A 20389-nucleotide genomic window follows, 5' to 3' on the forward strand; every position below is an offset into this window, starting at 1 on the left:
AGAGGTGGCGACCGCAGCAGTCTGGGTAACAACCAGGGAGTGAGAACGTCGTGAATGGCTGTGCCGACTGCCCCGGTTCAGGGCGTGTCAGGCGCGGCATCCCTGGCGCGTTGACGCTGTATTCCATGCGTCACAGGCTAGTCCGCCTGTCGTTTTTGGCCTTGATTGGAATCAAGGCGCGATGCTTGATGTCAGTCACGATTCAGACGTGACGACGAACAGGTGGTGCGCAGCCTGCATCACCCGCACAAGTGACGAAACGCAACAGGCCCGCATGCTGCCATGCGGGCCTGTGGTGTCGCATCACGACATGGGTGCCGATCAGCGCGGGCCCAGCACCGTCTGCAGGTCAGCGCCCTGTGGCAGGCCGGCGCGACGCTGCACCTGGCCCTGTGCATCCTGGAACAGGATGCCCGGCGTGCCCTGGAAGCCCATTTCAATCATCAGCACCTGGTTGGCGTCGAGCTTGGCGGCGATCTCGCGGCTGATGCTCGGCAGGGCCTTGATGCCACCACGGTCGAACTGGTGTTCGTTCTCCAGCAAGGCCGCACTCGGGTCACGCGCAGACAGGATGGCCGCAGCCTTGGCCGGGCTGTCCTCGCGAATCACGCCGACCATGATGTGGCGCAACTGCACCTTGCCGGCGTCGACCCACGGACGCGCCGCTTCCCAGAACTTGTGGCAGTACGGGCAGTTGGCATCACTGAAGGTATAGACCACGCGCGGCGCATCGGCCTTGCCGTCACGCACCCAGGCACTGGCCTCCAGCTTGGTCCACATCTTGGCCGACATCGGTGCTGCGACCAGCTTCTCCACCGCCTCGGCGGCCACGTCGTTGCCCTCGGCATCGAACAGACTGCCTACCAGCACATGCTTGCCGTCGGTGGTGACATAGGCTGCGGCCGGCTGCTGCCCGCCCACCACACCAGCGAATCCACGCAGGCCACCCGGTGCATCGAACTCGGCAACGACTTCAAAACCGTGCTTCTCGATGCCTTTCAGCACTGCGGGGCGCTCGGCCTTGGCCGCTGGGGCCTGAGCGCTCGCTGCCGGCGCGGCCGCCTTGCCCGGCGGGGTCTGGGCCTGGCTGCAGGCGGCCAATGCCAGCATGACCGGCAGCAACAGCACCGCCGGAGCGATGCGCAGGGAAGTCGACAACATGGGAACTCCGTAGTGAGATGCCCGCGCAGGCTACCGCAGCCGGCGCAGTTTGTGTTCAAGACCCGCCGCCGTCAGTTCGCCAAGGTGCAGTTCACGCAGGCGGCCTTCGGCGTCGAAGAACAGCGTCGACGGATAGGCCTGTACACCCAGCACGGTTGACGCCGACGCGGTATCGTCCAGCAATACGTTGCCCAGCCAGAGCTGTTCGGATGCGATGAAACCCTTCACTTCGTCCAGGGTTTCCCCCTGGTTGAGGAACACGAACTGCACGTCAGTGTGGGTCTGCTGTGCGGATGCCAGTACCGGCATCTCGCGACGGCAGGGACCACACCAGCTGGCCCAGAGATTCAGCACCATCGGTTTGCCACGGAACTGCTGCAGATCGATCCTGCGCCCCTGCAGATCCGCCACCTGTACCGCCGGCAGCGGCATCCGCTGCTCCTGCCATGTTGCCAGCAGGTGGCTGCCCGCCGCCCACAGCCCCACACCCACCAGCGCCCCCGCCAACACCGGCGCACGTAACGCGCGCCACAACCGCAGCCGCCAGGTGCCCCACGCCAGGCCCGCAACCAGCACGACTGCAAGGTGATACCCACCGTCGGCGATCTGCAGGATGCTCCAGGGGGCCTCACGGTAGAGCGCGAAGTTCAAGGCCACGAAGCTGATGCGTCCACACAGCAGGCCGATCAGCAACATGTCCAGGACCAGGCTGGCCCCGGAAGGCACTGCCATCCCGTCCTTCGGCCGCGGCCACAGGTGGGCCACCGCCATGGCCAGCAGCACGCACATCAGGATCAGCACCACCGGCATCGGCACCGGTCCAACACTCGACATCAACCCACCCGTCCCATCATCTCGTTGCCTGCATGGTCAAAGCGTCGCGCCCAGGTTGCAAGTACGACGCCCACCGCAGGCTTCAGGCCGCGCTGCGCGGCATCTGCATGCCAGGCGCCGGTTGCAGCCCGCGCAGGCTGCCCGCCACCGACGACAACAGCGGCCGTTCGCGCCGTTTGTTGTTGACCTGCCGCCGATAGTTGGCCGGCGTCATTCCAACAATGCGCAGGAACAGGCGGCGGAATGCGCTCTGGTCTGCATAGCCCACCCCCCAGGCCACTTCATCGATACCCGCCCCCTGCTGCAGCAATGTCTGTGCCTTGGCGATACGCAACCGCTGGCAATACTCGATCGGACGCAGGCCGGTGGCCTTCAGGAAGCGCCGCTGCAGAGTCCGTGGCTCCAGTCCGGAAACCTCGCAGATCGCTCCGAGCGTGGCCCCACGCGCAGCGGTGGTATGCAGCCAGCGTTGCGCCTTCAGTACGTCGCGATCGCCGTGGGCGAAGTTGGCACTGAAACGCTCCAGATCCTGCTGGATCGCCGCGGGCACCGTGATCCCCAACTGCTGCGCCACGGAACTCGCTACGCCCTGGCCGTGCAGCCGGTACAGCAGCCGCAGGGCGAGGAAGCGCCAGGCTTGGGAACCGGCCACTGTCAGCAGATCACCGTCGTCGACCAGCGCGCGCTCACTGGGCACCCAGCTGGCCGACTGCCCCTGCAGGCCCGGATGGCGCCCGAGGTCCGGCCCACTGACGGTGCGCCCGGCAAGCAGACCCGCGCGTGCCAGCATGCTGACACCATCGCTGGCAGCTGCCAGCAGACTGCCGCCATCGTAATGCGCGCGCAGCCAATCCAGCAGGACCTCATCGGCGCGCAGGCAGACGCCTTGACTGATCTGGCCAGGCACGGCGATCACGGCGGGAATGTCCGCCTCGAGCATCTCCGCGCCGGCAATGCGATGCACGCCGGTCTGGCTGGCTGGCACGACCCAGCGGGTTACCAGGACACGCTTGAACGGGCGACGCTGCTGCTGGGCAAGCCGGTTGGCGACATGTGCCATTTCGGTCAGCACAGAGGCGGCCGACGGGTCGCCTCCCGGGTACTCGACCACCGCGACCTCTACGAATCCTTCGTTCCTGAATCCTTCCACAGAGCATCTCCTCGGTTCGTTGCGGGCCATCCAGCGGCCGGTTCAGGCGCAGGGTAGGAACTGCCACGACGGCGGGGCTATGAAGAAAGTTGCAAAGTGCGCTGAATGCGCCGTCAGCGGCGGGAGCTTGACCCTGGACCGCACTCAAGGCTTCAGAATGACCGGCAGCATCCGCAGGAATCCGCCATGAACATTGGTCAACTGGCGCGCCAGGCCGGCGTACCGATCGATACCGTGCGCTACTACGAGCGCCAGCAGTTGCTGCCCACCGCGGCACGCTCGGCCGGGGGCTACCGCATCTTCGGTGAGCAGGACCTGCGCCGGCTGCGCTTCATCCGCCGCGCCAAGACACTGGGCTTCAGCCTGGAACAAATCGCCGAACTGCTGGCACTCAGTGATCGCCACCCGCAGGACATGGGCAGCGTGCGCGACGCGGCACAGGCCCGCCTACAGGACATCGCGCAGCGCATGGCTGAACTGCAACGCATGCACAGCGCGCTCTCGCAGCTGGTCGACGCCTGCCCCGGCCACGGCACCCTGGATCAGTGCCCGATCCTGGCGGCGCTGACCGACGGCGCCGACTGAGTACGTGCGATCGTCGCCCCCCTCGCAACGCACGTGAAGAAAAGTGCAACAAATGCTTGCCAACCCTCTGGGGCAAGGCTATTATTTCGCTCCTCAGCGACGTGGGGCCATAGCTCAGCTGGGAGAGCGCCTGCATGGCATGCAGGAGGTCAGCGGTTCGATCCCGCTTGGCTCCACCAATCTTTCGGCATTAGGCCGTCGAAAGGTCGCTAAAGAACATTGATGAGAATTGCGTCCCCATCGTCTAGAGGCCTAGGACATCACCCTTTCACGGTGGCGACCGGGGTTCGAATCCCCGTGGGGACGCCACTCATCACGAACAACGAGGACCCGGCCGATAACCGGGTCTTTTTTGTTCACCGCCTACCGGCATTCAGGTTGTGGCGTTGCGGTTCCCCTGCCCTTGGTGGCGAAGGTTGAACCGGGACGAAAAAAGTTCGAAAAAAGCTTCCACAAACGTGAACACGCAGGTATGATAGGCGGCTCGGTAACACGGGGCCATAGCTCAGCTGGGAGAGCGCCTGCATGGCATGCAGGAGGTCAGCGGTTCGATCCCGCTTGGCTCCACCACTTTCGACATTAGGCCGTCGAAAGTTCTACAACTTGAAGTTTTTCGTGCGTCCCCATCGTCTAGAGGCCTAGGACATCACCCTTTCACGGTGGCGACCGGGGTTCGAATCCCCGTGGGGACGCCAGTTTCAAAACGGACTCTGCTCCTGGCAGATATCCAGAGTTTCATGGGGCCATAGCTCAGCTGGGAGAGCGCCTGCATGGCATGCAGGAGGTCAGCGGTTCGATCCCGCTTGGCTCCACCACTTCGACATTAGGCCGTCGAAGGATCTACAACTTGAAGTTTTCGTGCGTCCCCATCGTCTAGAGGCCTAGGACATCACCCTTTCACGGTGGCGACCGGGGTTCGAATCCCCGTGGGGACGCCAATTCTTGAAAACCCCGGCTTCGGCCGGGGTTTTTCTTTGCCCGCGATCTGCCATCAAACCGCCCTGCGCGTAGATGGCTTCACCCCGCCCACGGCTCAGAACCGCCGATACATCCCGATCGATGCCGGTGCAGTCGGTGCGAAACCAAACTGTGCATACAGCCGATGCGCCTCGCCATCGGCCAGCAGGCTGACGTACGCCGACGGCGGCAGGTTGGCCTGCATCCAGCCGTCCAGCCGCCGCATCACTTCCTTGCCCAGGCCCTGCCCCTGCAAACGCGGCAGCACCGCGATATCACAGACCTGCAGGTGGCAGCCGCCATCGCCGACGATACGGCCCATCGCCACAAGTTCTGCACCCTGGTAAGCGCACACGCCGAACAACGTATTGGGCAGCGCGCGGGCGGCTGCTTCGCGGGACTTGGCGCTGAGGCCTGCGAGCACGCGCAACTGGCAGTAGTCCTCGACCGTGGGTACGGCTTCGCGGAACTGGCAGGTGATGGAACCATTCATGCGGCATCTCCGGATGGGTCGGGCTATCCTGCCGCATCCACGTCGCAGCCGCTGCGACCCAGGCCCAAAGAGTCCCATGTGCTATTCCGCCCTGATCCGCGCTGACTACGCCAAGCTGGTACGCGAGTTCGGCGCCATCCTGTCGCTGGAGGACTTCGCCGAGCTGTACGCACACGATCCGGGCAAGAAGCGGCCGAAGACCCCGAAGGCGATGGATGACGGATTCGCCGGTGCGCGTACCGAACAGGGGCGGGACATCGTGGCGAAGATCCAGCAATGGCATGCGCAGGAGCAACAGGCACTGGAGGCCGAACTGGCCCGGCAACGCGAACGACGCGATATTGCCCATGCCACGCTGGCCACCCGGCCCACGCAGAAGGCGCGCAACGACCTGCGCGTGGTCGGCAACCGCATCGAGCGCGCACAGGCCCGGCTGGAAGACCTGCATCGGGTGCAGCTGCTGCCGCGTGACAACCGCATTTTCCCCGGCACCTACGCACCGGTGATGGTCAGCGAGAACGGCCAGCGCGTGATCAAGCCGATGCGCTACCAGTGCCGGCTGCCGGACAAGCCGGCGCGCAACGACGTGCTTTACCCCGGCACCTACAATGCGCGGCGCGACAGCCTGGAAGGTTACTGGCGGGGTGCGTTCGGACTGCGCCATGGCGTGGTGGTGGTACAGGCGTTCTACGAGCACGTGCCCCGCCACGCCATCGCCGGCCGCACCCTCGGCGCCGACGAAAAGGAACAGGACGTGGTACTCGAATTCCGTCCCGATCCGCCCCGCGACCTGCTGCTGGCCTGCCTCTGGGCAGAATGGGAAGGACCGGAAGGCCGCCTGCTGTCGTTTGCCACGATCACCGACGCACCGCCCAGCGACGTCGCCGCTGCCGGGCATGACCGCGGCGTGGTACCGATCCGCAAGGAACACCTCGACGCCTGGCTCAACCCCGAACCGGATGACCTGGCGCGCCAGTACCGCATCCTCGACGACCGCGAGGAGATCCGTTACGTGTACGAGGAAGCGGTCTGAGCGCCGGACGCAATTGAAAAACCCCGCCTGGGCGGGGTTCCTGGATCAGGGGTTGCCGCCACACATCGCAGGCCTGAGTATTCAGGCCTCGGCAGCAGACCCCTGCCAGCGCGCGGCGGACTGCTCAGGCCTTGACGCCGGAGCGGCCCACCGCACGCGCCAGCGCGCGTGACAGATCGGCCGACAGGTAGGGCTTGACCAGCAACAGGCCGGCCAACATCGGTGCTGGCAGCTGCTCGGCCAGCATTCCGGTGGCCAGCACGAACGGAATGCCACGTGCCGAAAGCGCTGCAGCCACCGGTTCACTGGTCTCGTTGCGGGCCAGGCGGTAATCCAGCAGGGCCACATCAGGAGTGCTCTGCTCCAGCAGCCGCAGGGCCTCGGACACACTCGCTGCGAGGCCAACCACGACCGCTCCGGCATGCACCAGCTGCATCTGCAGCAGGGCCGCACTCATTTCGTCGTTCTCGACCACCAGCACCCTCAGGTCCTGCAACACTGTCATCGGCTACCGCTCCTGGAGGCAATTGCACGCTGGGAGTATAGCTATCAAGGGGCCAATGCCGACAGGAACCGCCCTCATAGGCCCTCCTACTATGCATCGCCTGCCGACCTCGGTTACACTCGCACGCTGCCTGCCGGTGTGGCGGAATGGTATACGCAGCTGACTCAAAATCAGCCGGGGGTGACCCCATGAAGGTTCGAGTCCTTTCACCGGCACCACTGCATCAAAGGCCAGGTCCATGACCTGGCCTTTTGCATTTCCCGGGTCCGAGCGCCCGACACTGGCAAGCATGCCCAGCATGCCCTGCCCGCGCGGCTGCCGCTCCTGCGGGCGTCCGACGCCGTCGCCCGGTCCCACTACTTCTCGCTGCCAGGCGTGATCGAGCACACCAGCTGGGGCGACGTTTCCGAACGGGCGATGGCGCTGCAGATCGCCCGCCATCTGCCTGACGCATCCGATCAGCGCCGGGCGCTGGGACGCCAACAACCTGCAGGCGGTTGCCGCGATCCTCGACGGCTGCCCGCAACGCGGTGATGACCTGCTGGCCCGCGACGGCGGCGAGGAATTCATCGCCGCCCTGCGAGCGCCTGCGCGCCGCCGTGGAAGCCGCCGCGCTGCCCGCCGCTGAGGCCCATGTGACCATCAGCATCGGCGTAGCCTGGCAGGCTGCGCATGAGCAGGCCGCCCCACAAGGCCGGGGAACAACACGCCAATCGGCGCGCCTAGACCGCGCGCAGCACCGCCCCACCGTGCAGGTGCCCGGCCCCGCCCTGCACCCGGAAGCTGGCCACCGTCTGCAGCAGCTGCGCCGACTGCTCTTCCATGCTGCGCGCTGCGGCCGAGGCTTCCTCGACCAGCGCGGCGTTCTGCTGGGTGCCCTGGTCGATCAGATCGACGGCATGGTTCATCTGCTGGATGTCGTCGCTCTGCTGCTGCGCGGCAGTGCTGATCTCGGACATCAGATCACTGACACGGCGCACATTGACCACGATCTCGTCCATGGTGCGTCCGGCGCTCTCAACCTGCGCGGTACCGGCGCCGACATTGGCCACCGACGCATCGATCAGCTGCTTGATCTCCTTCGCGGCACTGGCCGAGCGCTGCGACAGTTCGCGGATCTCGGTGGCGACCACGGCGAAGCCACGCCCGTGTTCGCCGGCACGCGCTGCTTCCACCGCCGCGTTCAACGCAAGGATGTTGGTCTGGAAAGCAATGCCGTCGATCACGCCGATGATGTCGACGATGCGCCGCGAGGACGCGTTGATCACGGCCATGGTCTCGACCACTTCGTGCACCACGTTGCCACCGCGGGCAGCGACATCAGCAGCACCACCGGCCAGCTGACTGGCCTGCCGTGCGTTGGTCGCGGTGCGCTGCACGGTCTCGGCCAGGCCCTTCATCGACACCGCGGTCTCCTCCAGCGACGCGGCCTGCTGCTCGGTGCGCTGCGACAGATCGCTGTTGCCCTGCGCAATCTCGGTGGCACCGACGACGATGGTGTCGGCGGCGAACTTGATCTGGGCGATGATCGCGGCCATCGCCTCCACCAACGAATTCACGCCCTCGCACAGCTCGGCGATCGGCCCGTTCTTGTCGGCAGTGGCCACGCGCCGGGTCAGGTCGCCCTCCTTCGCGGCCGCCACCACTTCACGGGTCTGCGCCACGGCACGTTGCATGGCCTGGTTCTCATGCACCTGCGCGGTGATGTCGGTGGCGTACTTGACCACCTTGAACGGCTTTCCGTTGAGATCCAGGATCGGGTTGTAGGACGCCTGGATCCAGACCTCGCGCCCGCCCTTGCCGAGGCGCCGGTACTGGCCGGCATCGTATTCGCCACGGCCGAGCTTCTCCCAGAACTGGCGATACTCGGCACTGCCACGATACTCGGGCTCGACGAACAGCGAGTGGTGCTGGCCACGCACGTCGTCCAGGCTGTAGCCGGTGGCGGCCAGGAAGTTGTCGTTGGCCGAAAGGATGCGGCCGTCCATGCCGAACTCGATCACCGCCTGCGACTTGTCGATCGCCGCCAGCTGCCCGGCCGAGTCGGCTGCCTGCAGCTTCTGCGCAGTGATGTCGGTGGCGAACTTGACCACCTTGTAAGGCCGCCCCTGCCGGTCCAGCACCGGGTTGTACGAGGCCTGGATCCAGATCTCGCGCTGGCCCTTGCCGAAGCGCCGGTACTGGCCAGCGTCATATTCGCCACGCCCCAGCCGCGCCCAGAACTCGCGGTACTCGGCGCTGCGCGCCTGCTCGGGATCGACGAACAGGGAATGATGCTTTCCCTGGATCTCCTCCAGCCGGTAGCCCATCGCCTGCAGGAAGTTGTCATTGGCCTGCAGGATGGTGCCATCGAGGGCGAACTCGATGACCGCCTGGACCCGGTGAAGCGCCGCGACCTGGGCTTCCAGCTCGGCACGGCCATCGGACACGGCCTCGGCGCCGGTGCGGTGCTGGGGAGCCAGCGCGCCCAGCAGGGCACGCCACGGCGACCAACGGGTATGCAGCTCGGCCGGCGCCTGCGCGCCCGCCGTGAAGCCTGGAATGAGCATTGTCTGATCCTCGGTGTCCGGTAAGCGGTTGCGACCCGACGGGCGGGATGCCCGGCGGCAACTTCAGGTGCCAGGGACTACAGGTGCCAACCGGCACCTCTCGAGCGACTGCCACGAACGTCTGCTGCGGGTGCGATCGGCATCTGGGAGCGGCGGAACACACAGCGCGGGCCGCCCATCGGGGACGGCCTGGGGTCCTGCGGCGGGTGACTGGAGCGGGATCCAGAGGGAGTATCGGCGAGGGGATCGGTGGCTTTAGCCGGATTACGCGACGTCCGTCGCAACTTCAGATGCGGCTGCAGGGGCGCGCTAGACAATCGCGATGTACTTCACATTCTGCTCACGCTCGGCGGGGCACGGGGTGTCGTCACGGAACATATCGCGCGTTGCCGCCGTCACTGGGCATAGCCTTGCCCGGCACGCCGATGCAGTTCAAGCCCAAAAGGTTTGCATGACCAACGGGCGATTCCATGGCAGGTGAAAATGGCCAGCATGCAGCGAACCGCAGGACGCTCACTGACACGGAGATCGCATGTTCCCACGCTTGGCCAGCCTCTTGATCCTGGGCCTGTGCAGTACCGGCGCCCTCGCTGCCGATGCCACCTATCGGCCCGCCTTCCAGCCGGACCAGCTGAAGGGGCCGCCTGCAGGGCGACCGAACGAGGTACTGGTACTGGGCACCGCCCACCTGTCCGGCCTGCCCAAGTCCTTCCAGCCCGCCTTGCTTGAACCGTTGCTGCAGCGACTGGTCACCTGGAAGCCCGAGCTGATCGCCACCGAAGACCTGTCAGGCCTGCAGTGTGATTTCATGCGTCGCTACCCGGCACGCTATGCCGAGAGCGTGGCCACCTACTGCTTCGACACCACCGCTGCGCAGGCTGCCACCGGCCTGGACGTGCCTTCAGCGAACGCCCAGGCCGAGCGCCTGCTTGCGACATGGCCGGACGAGCCGGCGCCCGCCCAGCGTCGTCGACTCGCTGCATTGTTCCTGGCAGCGGGCGAACGCGGCTCGGCGCAGGTGCAGTGGCTGCGCCTGCCTGCGTCCGAGCGCAAAGCCGGTGATGGATTGACCCCCGCCCTGGTCGAGATCCTCGATAAAGGCCTGGTTCGCCGCAATGAAACCAACCTGATCGCCGCCGAAGTCGCCGCCCGCCTCGGGCATGAACGGCTGTGGGCCGTGGACGACCATACGGCCGATTCCCCCACGCCCGCCGAGGATGAAGCGGCGGCCAGCGCGACCATCACCGGTGCCTGGAACAATACGCACTCGCGCGCGCGACGGGAGGCAGATGCACGCCTCGTGGCCAACCTGGACAAGCCTGGCGGCGTCATCGCGCTGTATAGGGACTACAACAGCCCGGCGGCAGCGATGGCCGCGTACCAGAGCGACTTCGGCGCGACGCTCGCCGAGCCGTCCTCCAAGGCGTTCGGCCGGATGTATGTCGGTTACTGGGAAACCCGCAACCTGCGCATGGTCGCCAACATCCGCGACGTGCTGGGCCTGCACCCTGGCAGCCGAATGCTGGCCATCGTCGGTGCCTCGCACAAGGGCTACTACGAGGCCTACCTCAATCAGATGCACGACGTGCAGCTGGTCAGTACTGACGCAGTATTGCGTTGACCAGGATAGGTGCCGGCCATGCGCTGGCACTATCCTGCAAGGCCCGTCTGCAGGTGCCGACATGCTGAAAGTGATCGCCGAGGATTTCATCCATCCCGATGCCGTGGATACCGTGCTTCCCCTGTACCGCGAGCTGGTCGCATGCACGCAGCGCGAGCCGCTCTGCCTCGGCTATGAACTGTTCGTCGACCAGAAGGACCCCGGGCATTTCGTCTTCATCGAGCAATGGCCGGACCGCGACGCACTGGATATCCATTGCGCCAGCGAGCACTTCCAGCGTCTGGTGCCTCAGATCAACGCGTTCCAGCGCGCACCGTGCCGGGTCCTGCTGATGGACGCCGCACGGGTGTAGTGCCGGAAGCGAGACGCCCGCCGACGCTGCGGCCGTGCCGCCACAGCAACAGGCAGGCTGCAACCGTGCACGCCAGGCTCAGGACCAGCAGCGCGACCGCGCCTTGCTGCAGCACGGGCAACAACGCCTGCGCGTACGGGTCGCCGCGCAGCTGTTCGGCGCGCAGGCAGGTGGCCAGCGCCAGGCACCAGCCGATCAGGGCCGGAATGAACTTGCGCACCGCAACCGGGTTCCAGGCATTCATGGGTTCACCTGCTTGAGTGGAGATGCGCGCAGTATTCGCGCGCGTCCTCTCACAGGCTGAGATCAGTCCTGGGCGGCATCGGCATCGTCGCCTGGAAGCCCCGACAGCTCGCCCTGCACCTGCACGTTGTTGCGCCCCAGCGCCTTGGCCCGGTAGCACTGTGCATCGGCAGCGGCCACTGCCTGGTCCACGCTCATGCCCCCCGCCAGGGGCGCGATGCCGATGCTGGCACCGACCCGCAGCCGGTGCTGATCCCATGGAATGGACAGCGCTGACAGGGTCTGCAGGAGCTCACCGCCGATCCGTGCGGCACGACGCGGCGTACACCCGGACAGGATCACCGCGAACTCGTCGCCGCCCAGCCGCGCCACCACGTCCGAATCACGCACACCATGTCGCAGCACACTGGCCACCGCCCACAGCACGGCATCGCCGGCCAGGTGGCCCCAGGTGTCGTTGACCGGCTTGAAGCGGTCCAGATCGATGTACATCAGCGAGGCGGCCTGCCCGGTGCGCTCGACGCGGGTGATCGCCTGCTGCAGGTGCACCTCGAAACCGCGGCGGTTGCTCAGTTCGGTGAGTGGATCGATCTCGGCCAGGTGGCGGGCTTCGCGCTGCCGCGCCCGCTGCTGGGTGTCGTCGCGCAGCACCCACACCGCGCCGCGCACATGGCCTTCGTCATCGCGCAGCCAGGCCCGCGTCAGGTCCACCGGCACCGTTGCCGTGCCCAGGCGCAGCAGCAGGTCGGCATGCAGGTCCACCGCGTTGCTTTCCGGGTCCAGGAGTACCTGCACATCCAGCACCGAGCCGGGCGCGTACTCGGTGGTCAGCGCCAGCACGTCCTGCACCCTGTGCCCGGCCAGCGACAGCGCGCCATCACCGGCCAGGGTGCGTACCGCGGCCGCGTTGGCATAGTCGATGCGGCCGTCAAGGTTGACGCTGAGCACCAGGTCGGCCACCGCATCCAGGGTGATGCGGCTGCGCTGTTCGCTCTCGAACAGGCGTTGCTCACTGCTGCGCTGGGCGGTGATGTCCTGGATCTGCGACACGAAATGCAGTGGCTGGCCATGCTCGCTGCGCACCAGCGACACTGACAGCCGCGCCCAGATGATGCGGCCGTCGCGGTCGAGATAGCGCTTTTCAAGGTGGTAATGGCTGCGCCGTCCGGCCAGCAGGTCCTGCACCAGGGCCAGGTCGGTCTGCAGGTCATCGGGATGGGTCAGGCGCTGGAAGTCGACCTGCAGCAGCTCTTCGCGCGGGTAACCCAGGATCCGGCACAGCGCATCATTGACGTCCAGCCAACGCCCCTCCAGCGACACCAGCGCCATGCCCAACGCCGCCGACGTGAATGCACCGGCGAACTTCTCCGCCGACAGCCGCGCCTCAGCCCGTGCCTGCAGGATCTCGGTGATGTCGATGGCCATGCCGACGTAGCCGATGCGTGCGCCTTCGGCACCTTCCATGCGGCTGATCGACAGGCGCACCTGGCGTGGCAGGCCCTCCTTGCGCAGCAACGTCCACTGCCGCGAGTAGGTCTGCCCGTCAGCGCGAGCACTGAGCGCTTCGAACACGTCGGGAAGGTTGCCCTCGGCATCGGCCAGCGGCTCCAGCCAGGCTTTCAGTTCCTCCGGATCGTGGAACGCATCGAGCCGGCGCTGGCCGACCACCTCCGCTGCGCTGTAGCCCAGCAGGCGCTCCGCACCCGTGTTGAACAGGGTGATGGTGCCATCGGTATCGGTGGCGATCACCGCTACCTCATCGGACGCATCGACCACGGCCTGCAGGCGTTGCCGGGTCTCGGCCGCGTCCTGCCTCGCCTGCTGCAGCTCGGTGACGTCAGCATGCGCGCCGGCCATCCACAACGGCTTGCCCTGCCCATCCCATTCGAAGACCCGCCCGCGGTCCTGGATCCAGATCCACTGCCCGTTCTTGTGGCGCATGCGCAGCAGGCAGGCGTAGTTGTCGCTGCGGCCTTCGAAATGCTCATCCAGCGCCGCATCGGACAGCGCGATGTCATCGGGATGGACCAGCTTCAGGAACGTCTTCTGGCAGATGGGTTGCAGCTCTTCCAGGCGGTAACCGACGATCTCAGCCCAGCGCGCGTTGACCCGCATCTCGCCGGTCTGCACGTTCCATTCCCAGGTTCCCGCGGCGGTACCGTCGATGATCATCGCCAGGCGGCGACGCTCTTCTGCCAGCTCCTGCAGGCGGCGCTCCAGCAGTCCATTGCCGTGGGTGCCCTGGCCCGGCATCATTCCGGTCCCCTGCCGGCACGGGCAGGCGCCGACCGCAGCGGAACGCTGCGGCCTGCAACGAAGATGGCGGGTCGTGCTGGCGTCATGGCCCTCCCCAGCAACAGCGGGGTGGCCGGACGCCTCCCCTCAAGCGCAAGTGTGCGCAATCACGGGGAAAATCGACAAGTCCCCCGCCACGAATCAAGTGTGACGGGGAACGCGGTCCTCAACTGCGCTTGGCGCGGGCGAAGGCCTCGGCCAGGGCGTTGTTGGCCGGCGGCGCCGACGCGGCGGGACGGCTGCCATTGCCTTGACCCCGGTTCGGCCCGCGGTTCTGGCCGCCTGCATCGCGGCGCGGCCCCTGCCCATGGCCGCGCTCATCACGCTGGCCCGGGCGGCTGGTCGCTTGCCCGGGGGTATCGTCCAGGCGCCGGGTCAGGGCGATGCGCTTGCGCGCCACGTCCACCTCCAGCACCTTCACCTTGACGATATCACCGGCCTTGACCACGTCGCGCGGGTCCTTCACGAACGTATCGGAAAGCGCCGAGATGTGGATCAGGCCGTCCTGGTGCACACCGATATCGACGAAGGCACCGAAGGCCGCCACGTTGCTGACCACACCCTCGAGCACCATGCCCTCGCGCAGGTCCTTGATGTCCTCGACGCCCTCGGCGAAGCGTGCCGCCTTGAACTCGGGACGTGGGTCCCGGCCCGGCTTCTCCAGTTCCTTGAGGATGTCACGCACGGTCGGCACGCCGAAGGTGGCATCGGTGAACTGCTCGGCCTTCAGGCCGCGCAGGAAGCTGCCATCACCGATCAGCGCCTTGATCGGGCGCGCGGTGCTGGCCACGATGCGCTCGACCACCGGGTAGGCTTCCGGGTGTACCGCCGAAGCATCCAGCGGCTCATCACCGTCGGCAATGCGCAGGAAGCCCGCGCACTGTTCAAAGGTCTTCTCGCCCAGGCGCGCGACCTTCAGCAGGTCCTTGCGGCGCTTGAACGGGCCGTTCGCATCACGGTGGCGCACGATGTTCTCGGCCACCGTGGCCGACAGGCCAGACACCCGCGACAACAGTGCAGCCGAAGCGGTGTTCACGTACACGCCCACCGCGTTCACGCAGTCCTCCACGCGGGCATCCAGCGCGCGCGCCAGGCGGTACTGGTCCACATCGTGCTGGTACTGGCCGACACCGATCGCCTTGGGTTCGATCTTCACCAGTTCGGCCAGCGGGTCCTGCAGGCGGCGGGCGATCGACACCGCCCCACGTAGCGACACGTCCAGCTCCGGGAACTCCCTGGCCGCGAACTCGGACGCCGAATACACCGACGCCCCGGCCTCGCTGACCACTACCTTCTGCAGCTTCGGGTTGGCAGCGGCCTTGATCGCTTCACCAGCCAGCTTGTCGGTTTCGCGGCTGGCGGTGCCGTTGCCGATCGCGATCAGTTCCACGTTGTGCTTGGCGCACAGCTGCTTGATCGTCTGCAGCGACTGCTCCCACTGGCGACGCGGCTCGTGCGGGTAGATGGTGTCGGTGGCGACCAGCTTGCCGGTAGCATCGACCACGGCGATCTTGCAGCCGGTGCGGATGCCCGGGTCCAGTCCGAGCACGGTCTTCGGGCCGGCGGGTGCCGCCAGCAACAGGTCCTTCAGGTTGTCGCCGAACACCGCGATGGCTTCGGCTTCGGCCTTTTCGCGGGCCTGGTTGAACAGGTCCAGCAGCAGATGGGTGTGCAGCTTGGCGCGCCAGGTCAGCCGGCACGCATCCAGCAGCCAGCGGTCGGCGGCGCGGCCCTGGTCGGCGATGCCGGCCTTGCGCGCCACGCGTCCTTCGGCGTACTGATGGCCAGCCTCGGCATCGCTGCCCGGGTCCAGTTCCAGGAACAGGATCTCCTCGCGGCGCGCACGGAACAGTGCCAGCAAGCGATGCGACGGAATCTTCGCCAGCGCCTCGGCATGCTCGAAGTAGTCGCGGTACTTGGCGCCCTCGGTTTCCTTGCCCTCGGCGACGCGGGCACGGATCACCCCGGTCTCGCCCAGCCAGGTGCGCAGTTCACCGACCAGCGCGGCGTCTTCGCCCCAGCGCTCCATCAGGATGGCGCGCGCGCCTTCCAACGCGGCCTTGGTGTCGGCCACGCCCTTGTCGGCGTCGACGAAGGTGGCCGCGAACGCCTGCGGGTCCTGCGTCGGGTCGGCCAGCAGGCCATCGGCCAACGGCTCCAGGCCGGCCTCGCGGGCGATCTGCGCACGGGTGCGGCGCTTGGGCTTGTACGGCAGGTACAGATCTTCCAGCCGGCTCTTGGTGTCGGCGGCCAGGATGTCATTGCGCAGCTCGTCACTGAGCTTGCCCTGCTCGCCGATGCTGGCCAGCACCGCCGCACGGCGGTCCTCCAGCTCGCGCAGGTAGGTCAGCCGGGTTTCCAGGTTGCGCAGCTGGGTGTCGTCCAGGCCACCGGTCACTTCCTTGCGGTAGCGCGCGATGAACGGAACGCTGGCGCCTTCGTCGAGCAGGCCGACTGCGGCGCGTACCTGGGCGGACTGGGCACCGATCTCGTCGGCGATGGTCTGGGCGATCTGCTGGGCGAGCGCGCTCTGGGCGTTCTTGGCGTCGTGCATTGCTTCAGGTCTGTGCCGCGTTTCGGAAGCCCCCATTCTGGCAATCCGCGACGGAGCCGGACAAGGCATTGACAGGGGGCGAGGTTCAGCGGCGAAGCCGGATTGGACGCCGGCATCCTGGCAAAGAGCGGGCTCGGACTGGCCCGGGGCTGGGATGCCGGCGCGGGCGCGCGATGGTGGGCGCGCCCTGCCGCGTGTTGCGTCGGTCAGCGATAGTGGCGAGCGGCGCGCTGCATGACGATGTCGTCACGCATGCCTTCCAGGGCCATCAGGCGGACCTTGCCGACACCCTGCAGTTCCATGAACCGCTCCGTGTAGAACTCCGGCCCCAGCGCGGTGTCGGCGCGGGATTTGCTGAAGCCGTAGGGCACCACGCCCTTCTCGCCATCCTTGCTACCACCGACATAAAGAACGATTGCCATGTGATGTATTCCTCCAAATTGCTACTGCGTACTGCGCTCGATGAGCGATGCTGCGAGCTCATCAAGGAAGAGCTTACCGCGTCGAACCTGACTGGAACGTCACGAAGGCTAATGACGATCGGTTGCATGCAGATGACTGCGGGATCGCAGCAGAATGCTTACGGATCTTTAACTTTCAGCTAACGAATCCACGGGGGATTCCCGCCAACGGCGCAGCCCCTCGTGGGTGGTTTGGTTGGTCGCGGAAAGCCGGTTTCCTGTGGGCTGGCCGGGAGGGTGGGTAGGCCGGGGACGCCGTGAACCCAACCCGACCGACCAGCGCGAGGGTTTTGCATTTGACAACCAGGCATCACCACCCACGAGGGGCTGCGCCGTTGGCTGGAAACTACGGCCACCAACCATTCCCGAACCGGGCGAAATGATCGGCCGCGCGCTCGAACGGGTTGCGCGCGCTCACCCCGCCGCACAGCAGGTACACCGGCAGGTACAGCGGCCCCAGCACCATGTACTGGTAAACGTGCGCGCGCTCGTGGTCGTCCAGCCGGATCAGCGGCTCCACGCCCCACCCCGCCTGATGCGCATAGGTCCGGCAGCAGATGCCGAGGTCATGGCCGGTATGCAGGATCACGTTGCCCAGGGTGATCGCACCGCCCGGCCCCCACGGCCAGTGATCGAACACCACGGCGCAGTCCCGCCCGCTCCAGCGCAGCGTCGCGCCGCCAAGCATGCCGGCCAAGCCGCCGATCAGGCCGATCAGTGTGTTGGGCAGCGTCCATGCGGCGCCCAGCATCTGCAGCGCGCGCAGCCAGAGCGGCCAGGATCGAGCGGCGGTGTTCAATCCGCCTCGTTCGGAATCAGCAGCCACAGGATCAGGTAGATCAGAATGCCGGGGAAGGCGGCCGAGCCGATCGATACCAGCACGAACACGATCCGCACCAGGGTGGGGTTCCAGCCGAAGCGATGGGCAATGCCGCCCATCACGCCGGCAATCATGCGGTCGTTCAATGAACGCGACAGCGTCTTGGGCGTGGTGTTCACGGCGGTGTCTCCTCGGCTTGCGGGCAGAATCAGTCGAGCACGCCGCGACTCTACACCGCCTCTGTGTCTACGGCGTGCGGAGACGCAGCGCCTGCAGGCGCGCACCGAACCAGGCGGCCGCGGTCTGTTCAGGCTGCCCCGGGCACTGGATGCGGTAAGGCTTCCCGCTCATGCTGCTCTGGCTGGCGGCGCGCTCGATGAACTGCTCGGCGCTGTCCACCATGTCCTTCTTCAGCAGGTAGTCGTACTTGCGCTGCAGATGGGCGCGCGCATCGCCGCCGTCGTACCAGCTGCCATTGCGCTGGAAACGGCACTGCGAGCCGTCCAGGCTGGAAATCAGCTGGGCGATCTCCCGGCGTGCATCGGCACTGGGTGCGGCGTGGGCAAATTGTGCTGCCAGCAGTGCCGCAAGAACCAACGAAATCCGGTACGTCATCATCCCCCCAGGTCCGTCGAGCATGGCTCGACTCTACAGGTCACGCGCCTTCAACCAGCCATCGATCGTGGCCGGCACTTCGCGCTGGGCGCGGCCGGACACATAGATACCAATGTGGCCACCGCGGAAACTGGACTCGGTGTAGTCGTCCGTGCCCAGGCGCCCACGCATCGCGCGCGAGGCGTCCGGCGGTACCAGATGGTCCTGCTCGGCATAGATGTTCAGCACCGGCAAGGTCACCTGCGACAGATCCACGGCTTCCTCGCCGATCCGCACCGTACCGTTCACCAGGCCGTTGCCCTGGTAGAACTGCTTGATGAAGTCGCGGAACGCCTCGCCCGCCAGGTCCGGCGAATCGAAGATCCATTTTTCCATGCGCAGGAAATCCTCCAGCGCCGCCTTGTCGTCGAGGATATCGAGCAGACCGACGTACTTCTGCACGTTCAGGCGGAATGGCTTGAGCATCAGGTAGCTGGCATTCATCAGGTCAGCCGGTATGTTGCCCAGCGTATCCACCAGCAGATCCACGTCCACCTGCCGCGCCCAGTGCGAGAGCATGTTGTCGGCCGTCTGGAAATCGACCGGGGTGACCATGGTGATCAGCTTGCCCAGCTTCCGCTGGCGCAACGCTGCGTAGCAGAGTGCGAACACGCCGCCCTGGCAGATGCCGAGCAGGTCGATCGGGCCGCCACTGCGCACGCGCAGTGCATCCACCGCACCATCGATATAGCGCAGCAGATAGTCCTCCAGCGTCTGGAAGCGCTCCGAGCGATCCGGGTAGCCCCAGTCCAGCACGTACACGTCCTGGCCCAGTGCCAGCAGCTTCTGCACCAGGGAGCGGTCGGCCTGCAGGTCGACCATGTACGGCCGGTTGACCAGCGCGTAGACGATCAGCAGCGGCGTGCGCCGGGTCGGCGCCTGTTCGCCGACGAAGCGGTAGAGCACCACCTTGCCGTCGCGCCACACTTCCTCGCGGGCGGTCACGCCATAGTCAACGTCTTCCACCTGCGGCAGCAGCTTCAGCCCTTCCATCAGCTTGCGCTGCATCGCCAGGGTTTCCTGCATCAGGTCATCGGCGTTGAAGCCCAGCGGTCCCTTCATCGGTCACGTGCCCGTGAGGTGGTGCGAGATTCGGACTTTTTGGCAGCCGCCTTCTTTGCCGGCGCGGCCCTCTTCGCGGCCTTGCGGGCGGCTGGCTTCACCTTCGCCGGCGTCGGCTGCGCCACCGGATCGACCGCAGCGGTTCCAGCCAGCACCGCCACTTGTGCCTGCAGCCGGCGCAGGCTGCGCTCCAGCTCGGCGATGCGGCGGTGTGCGGCATCCATCTCGCTGCGGGTCGGCAGGCCGATGCGTTCACTCATCTGTTCCACCTCGCGCTGCAGGCCGGCGCGCAGACGCATCTGCGCATTGCCCAGCGCGGCGTACACCTGCTGGAACGGTCCGGACATGGCGACCTTGGCGTAGGCCTCCTCGGCCACTTCGATCCACAGGTCGAACATCGCGCGGGCGCTGGTCAGCTGGCTGCCCGGCTGTTCGTGCTCGGCCAGGCGCTGCTCGAACAGCGCGAAGGCCTCGTCCAGTGCCTGCTTGATCTGATCGACATAGGCGCGCGAATGCTGCTGGTATTCCTCCTGCGCACGCAGCAGGGCCTGCCAACGCGCCTGGTGCTCGCGGCCGGGGCCGAATGCCGGGCTATGCAGCCACGGGCCCGCCTGCAGCTGGAACTGCTGCAGCCATGCGGCGAATTCAGGTACTGCGGCACCGGCGTGGGTGCTGCCGCGGGCGCCCTGCAGCATCCATTGCAGCATGCCGTCGCCCTGCCCCTGCACCGCCTCGCGCCAGGCCTGGGCCACGTCGGCACTGCTGGCGTCGCGGCCGGCAAACCGAGCGGCGACCTCCTGCATGGTGCCGTACCAGCTGCCCGCCTGTTCGCGGAACCGGCGCACGGCATCTTCCGGCGCGCCGGGCGCCTGTTCGGGCAGCAATTGGCCCCACCAGTCAAACAACCGTTGCCAGCTGCCGGGGTCGTCACCGGCAGGTGCAGCGGGCGCGCCCGCATGGCGCAGGGCATCACCCCAGGCGCCGAAATACTGCCGGGCCAGCGTCTCGAAATCGCTGCTGCCGGCATCGTGGGCCGAGCTGGTCATCGCAGGCCTCCGCA

At 66.6% G+C, this 20389-nt stretch carries 19 protein-coding genes, 7 tRNA genes and 1 pseudogene; 12 read left to right on the top strand and 15 right to left on the bottom strand.

The window, feature by feature from the left end; translation table 11 throughout:
• Positions 1-321 precede the first annotated feature (321 nt).
• From dsbG to AC5P7X_RS06305, 3 genes are all read right to left on the bottom strand, one after another.
• Positions 322-1161: a thiol:disulfide interchange protein DsbG gene (dsbG, locus tag AC5P7X_RS06295; protein WP_206620952.1), complete on the bottom strand. Its 840-nt coding sequence runs from the start codon at positions 1159-1161 to the stop codon at positions 322-324.
• A 30-nt stretch (positions 1162-1191) separates the two neighbouring features.
• A complete protein-coding gene (locus tag AC5P7X_RS06300; protein ID WP_206620951.1) occupies positions 1192-1995 on the bottom strand; it encodes a redoxin family protein in 804 nt (267 codons plus the stop codon).
• Between the two features lie 82 nt (positions 1996-2077).
• The gene (locus tag AC5P7X_RS06305) at positions 2078-3145 is read right to left on the bottom strand and encodes a GlxA family transcriptional regulator (protein ID WP_005417111.1); all 1068 of its coding nucleotides are present in this window, start codon (positions 3143-3145) and stop codon (positions 2078-2080) included.
• 186 nt (positions 3146-3331) lie between these two features.
• On the opposite strand from AC5P7X_RS06305, the gene AC5P7X_RS06310 reads away from it, so the two are divergent.
• The 7 genes from AC5P7X_RS06310 to AC5P7X_RS06340 all read left to right on the top strand — a co-directional run bounded on the left by AC5P7X_RS06310 (position 3332) and on the right by AC5P7X_RS06340 (position 4668).
• A complete protein-coding gene (locus tag AC5P7X_RS06310) occupies positions 3332-3730 on the top strand; it encodes a heavy metal-responsive transcriptional regulator (RefSeq protein WP_049415383.1) in 399 nt (132 codons plus the stop codon).
• Positions 3731-3833: 103 nt separating this feature from the next.
• Positions 3834-3909: transfer RNA gene (locus tag AC5P7X_RS06315), tRNA-Ala, on the top strand.
• A gap of 54 nt (positions 3910-3963) precedes the next feature.
• Positions 3964-4039, top strand: a tRNA-Glu gene (locus AC5P7X_RS06320).
• Positions 4040-4224: 185 nt separating this feature from the next.
• A tRNA-Ala gene (locus AC5P7X_RS06325) sits at positions 4225-4300 on the top strand.
• Between the two features lie 49 nt (positions 4301-4349).
• Positions 4350-4425: transfer RNA gene (locus AC5P7X_RS06330), tRNA-Glu, on the top strand.
• Positions 4426-4469: 44 nt separating this feature from the next.
• Positions 4470-4545 (top strand) — tRNA-Ala (locus tag AC5P7X_RS06335).
• A 47-nt stretch (positions 4546-4592) separates the two neighbouring features.
• A tRNA-Glu gene (locus AC5P7X_RS06340) sits at positions 4593-4668 on the top strand.
• 95 nt (positions 4669-4763) lie between these two features.
• Here the strand turns inward: AC5P7X_RS06340 and AC5P7X_RS06345 are convergent.
• Positions 4764-5180 (bottom strand): GNAT family N-acetyltransferase, encoded by a 417-nt coding sequence (locus tag AC5P7X_RS06345; RefSeq protein ID WP_053500686.1) that lies wholly within the window; start codon positions 5178-5180, stop codon positions 4764-4766.
• Positions 5181-5256: 76 nt separating this feature from the next.
• Here AC5P7X_RS06345 and AC5P7X_RS06350 point away from each other — a divergent pair, with 76 nt between their 5' ends.
• Positions 5257-6213 (top strand): SOS response-associated peptidase family protein, encoded by a 957-nt coding sequence (locus tag AC5P7X_RS06350; protein ID WP_495214629.1) that lies wholly within the window; start codon positions 5257-5259, stop codon positions 6211-6213.
• A 124-nt stretch (positions 6214-6337) separates the two neighbouring features.
• Here the strand turns inward: AC5P7X_RS06350 and AC5P7X_RS06355 are convergent, their stop codons facing one another.
• Positions 6338-6718 (bottom strand): response regulator, encoded by a 381-nt coding sequence (locus tag AC5P7X_RS06355; RefSeq protein ID WP_053500690.1) that lies wholly within the window; start codon positions 6716-6718, stop codon positions 6338-6340.
• Positions 6719-6850: 132 nt separating this feature from the next.
• Between AC5P7X_RS06355 and AC5P7X_RS06360 the strand changes: the two genes are divergently transcribed.
• A tRNA-Leu gene (locus tag AC5P7X_RS06360) sits at positions 6851-6936 on the top strand.
• A gap of 269 nt (positions 6937-7205) precedes the next feature.
• A pseudogene (locus tag AC5P7X_RS06365) lies at positions 7206-7458 on the top strand (nucleotidyl cyclase domain-containing protein); the annotation flags it as partial.
• Here AC5P7X_RS06365 and AC5P7X_RS06370 read toward each other — a convergent pair.
• The gene (locus AC5P7X_RS06370) at positions 7441-9267 is read right to left on the bottom strand and encodes a methyl-accepting chemotaxis protein (protein WP_053500692.1); all 1827 of its coding nucleotides are present in this window, start codon (positions 9265-9267) and stop codon (positions 7441-7443) included. The pseudogene AC5P7X_RS06365 and the gene AC5P7X_RS06370 sit on opposite strands and share 18 nt — an antisense overlap.
• Before the next feature lie 532 nt (positions 9268-9799).
• Between AC5P7X_RS06370 and AC5P7X_RS06375 the strand changes: the two genes are divergently transcribed.
• Both AC5P7X_RS06375 and AC5P7X_RS06380 read left to right on the top strand, forming a co-directional pair.
• On the top strand, positions 9800-10888 hold the full coding sequence (locus AC5P7X_RS06375; RefSeq protein ID WP_495214630.1) for a DUF5694 domain-containing protein: 1089 nt from the start codon (positions 9800-9802) through the stop codon (positions 10886-10888).
• A 61-nt stretch (positions 10889-10949) separates the two neighbouring features.
• Positions 10950-11240: a putative quinol monooxygenase gene (locus AC5P7X_RS06380; protein WP_065185761.1), complete on the top strand. Its 291-nt coding sequence runs from the start codon at positions 10950-10952 to the stop codon at positions 11238-11240.
• Here AC5P7X_RS06380 and AC5P7X_RS06385 read toward each other — a convergent pair.
• The 9 genes from AC5P7X_RS06385 to phaE all read right to left on the bottom strand — a co-directional run bounded on the left by AC5P7X_RS06385 (position 11182) and on the right by phaE (position 20375).
• Positions 11182-11484, bottom strand: a complete 303-nt coding sequence (locus tag AC5P7X_RS06385) for a hypothetical protein (protein WP_346607846.1) — start codon at positions 11482-11484, stop codon at positions 11182-11184. The two genes, AC5P7X_RS06380 and AC5P7X_RS06385, sit on opposite strands and share 59 nt — an antisense overlap.
• A 62-nt stretch (positions 11485-11546) precedes the next feature.
• Entirely contained in the window at positions 11547-13736 is a 2190-nt protein-coding gene (locus AC5P7X_RS06390; RefSeq protein WP_069138245.1) for a PAS domain S-box protein, read from the bottom strand.
• A 208-nt stretch (positions 13737-13944) separates the two neighbouring features.
• The gene (locus AC5P7X_RS06395) at positions 13945-16332 is read right to left on the bottom strand and encodes a Tex family protein (RefSeq protein ID WP_206620947.1); all 2388 of its coding nucleotides are present in this window, start codon (positions 16330-16332) and stop codon (positions 13945-13947) included.
• A 206-nt stretch (positions 16333-16538) separates the two neighbouring features.
• Positions 16539-16754, bottom strand: a complete 216-nt coding sequence (locus AC5P7X_RS06400; RefSeq protein WP_005417149.1) for a hypothetical protein — start codon at positions 16752-16754, stop codon at positions 16539-16541.
• 385 nt (positions 16755-17139) lie between these two features.
• On the bottom strand, positions 17140-17544 hold the full coding sequence (locus tag AC5P7X_RS06405; RefSeq protein ID WP_141750863.1) for a hypothetical protein: 405 nt from the start codon (positions 17542-17544) through the stop codon (positions 17140-17142).
• Between the two features lie 44 nt (positions 17545-17588).
• The gene (locus AC5P7X_RS06410; RefSeq protein WP_194430536.1) at positions 17589-17747 is read right to left on the bottom strand and encodes a PspC domain-containing protein; all 159 of its coding nucleotides are present in this window, start codon (positions 17745-17747) and stop codon (positions 17589-17591) included.
• Positions 17748-17859: 112 nt separating this feature from the next.
• The gene (locus AC5P7X_RS06415) at positions 17860-18228 is read right to left on the bottom strand and encodes a YfeK family protein (protein WP_206620887.1); all 369 of its coding nucleotides are present in this window, start codon (positions 18226-18228) and stop codon (positions 17860-17862) included.
• Between the two features lie 33 nt (positions 18229-18261).
• Positions 18262-19329 (bottom strand): class III poly(R)-hydroxyalkanoic acid synthase subunit PhaC, encoded by a 1068-nt coding sequence (phaC, locus tag AC5P7X_RS06420; protein ID WP_053499798.1) that lies wholly within the window; start codon positions 19327-19329, stop codon positions 18262-18264.
• Positions 19326-20375, bottom strand: coding sequence for a class III poly(R)-hydroxyalkanoic acid synthase subunit PhaE (phaE, locus tag AC5P7X_RS06425; protein WP_346607845.1), 1050 nt, complete (start codon positions 20373-20375; stop codon positions 19326-19328). Before phaE ends, phaC begins: the two co-directional genes overlap by 4 nt.
• Between the last annotated feature and the right edge of the window lie 14 nt (positions 20376-20389).

The sequence above is a fragment of the Stenotrophomonas sp. YJH_SMC_53 genome, from assembly GCF_059369995.1.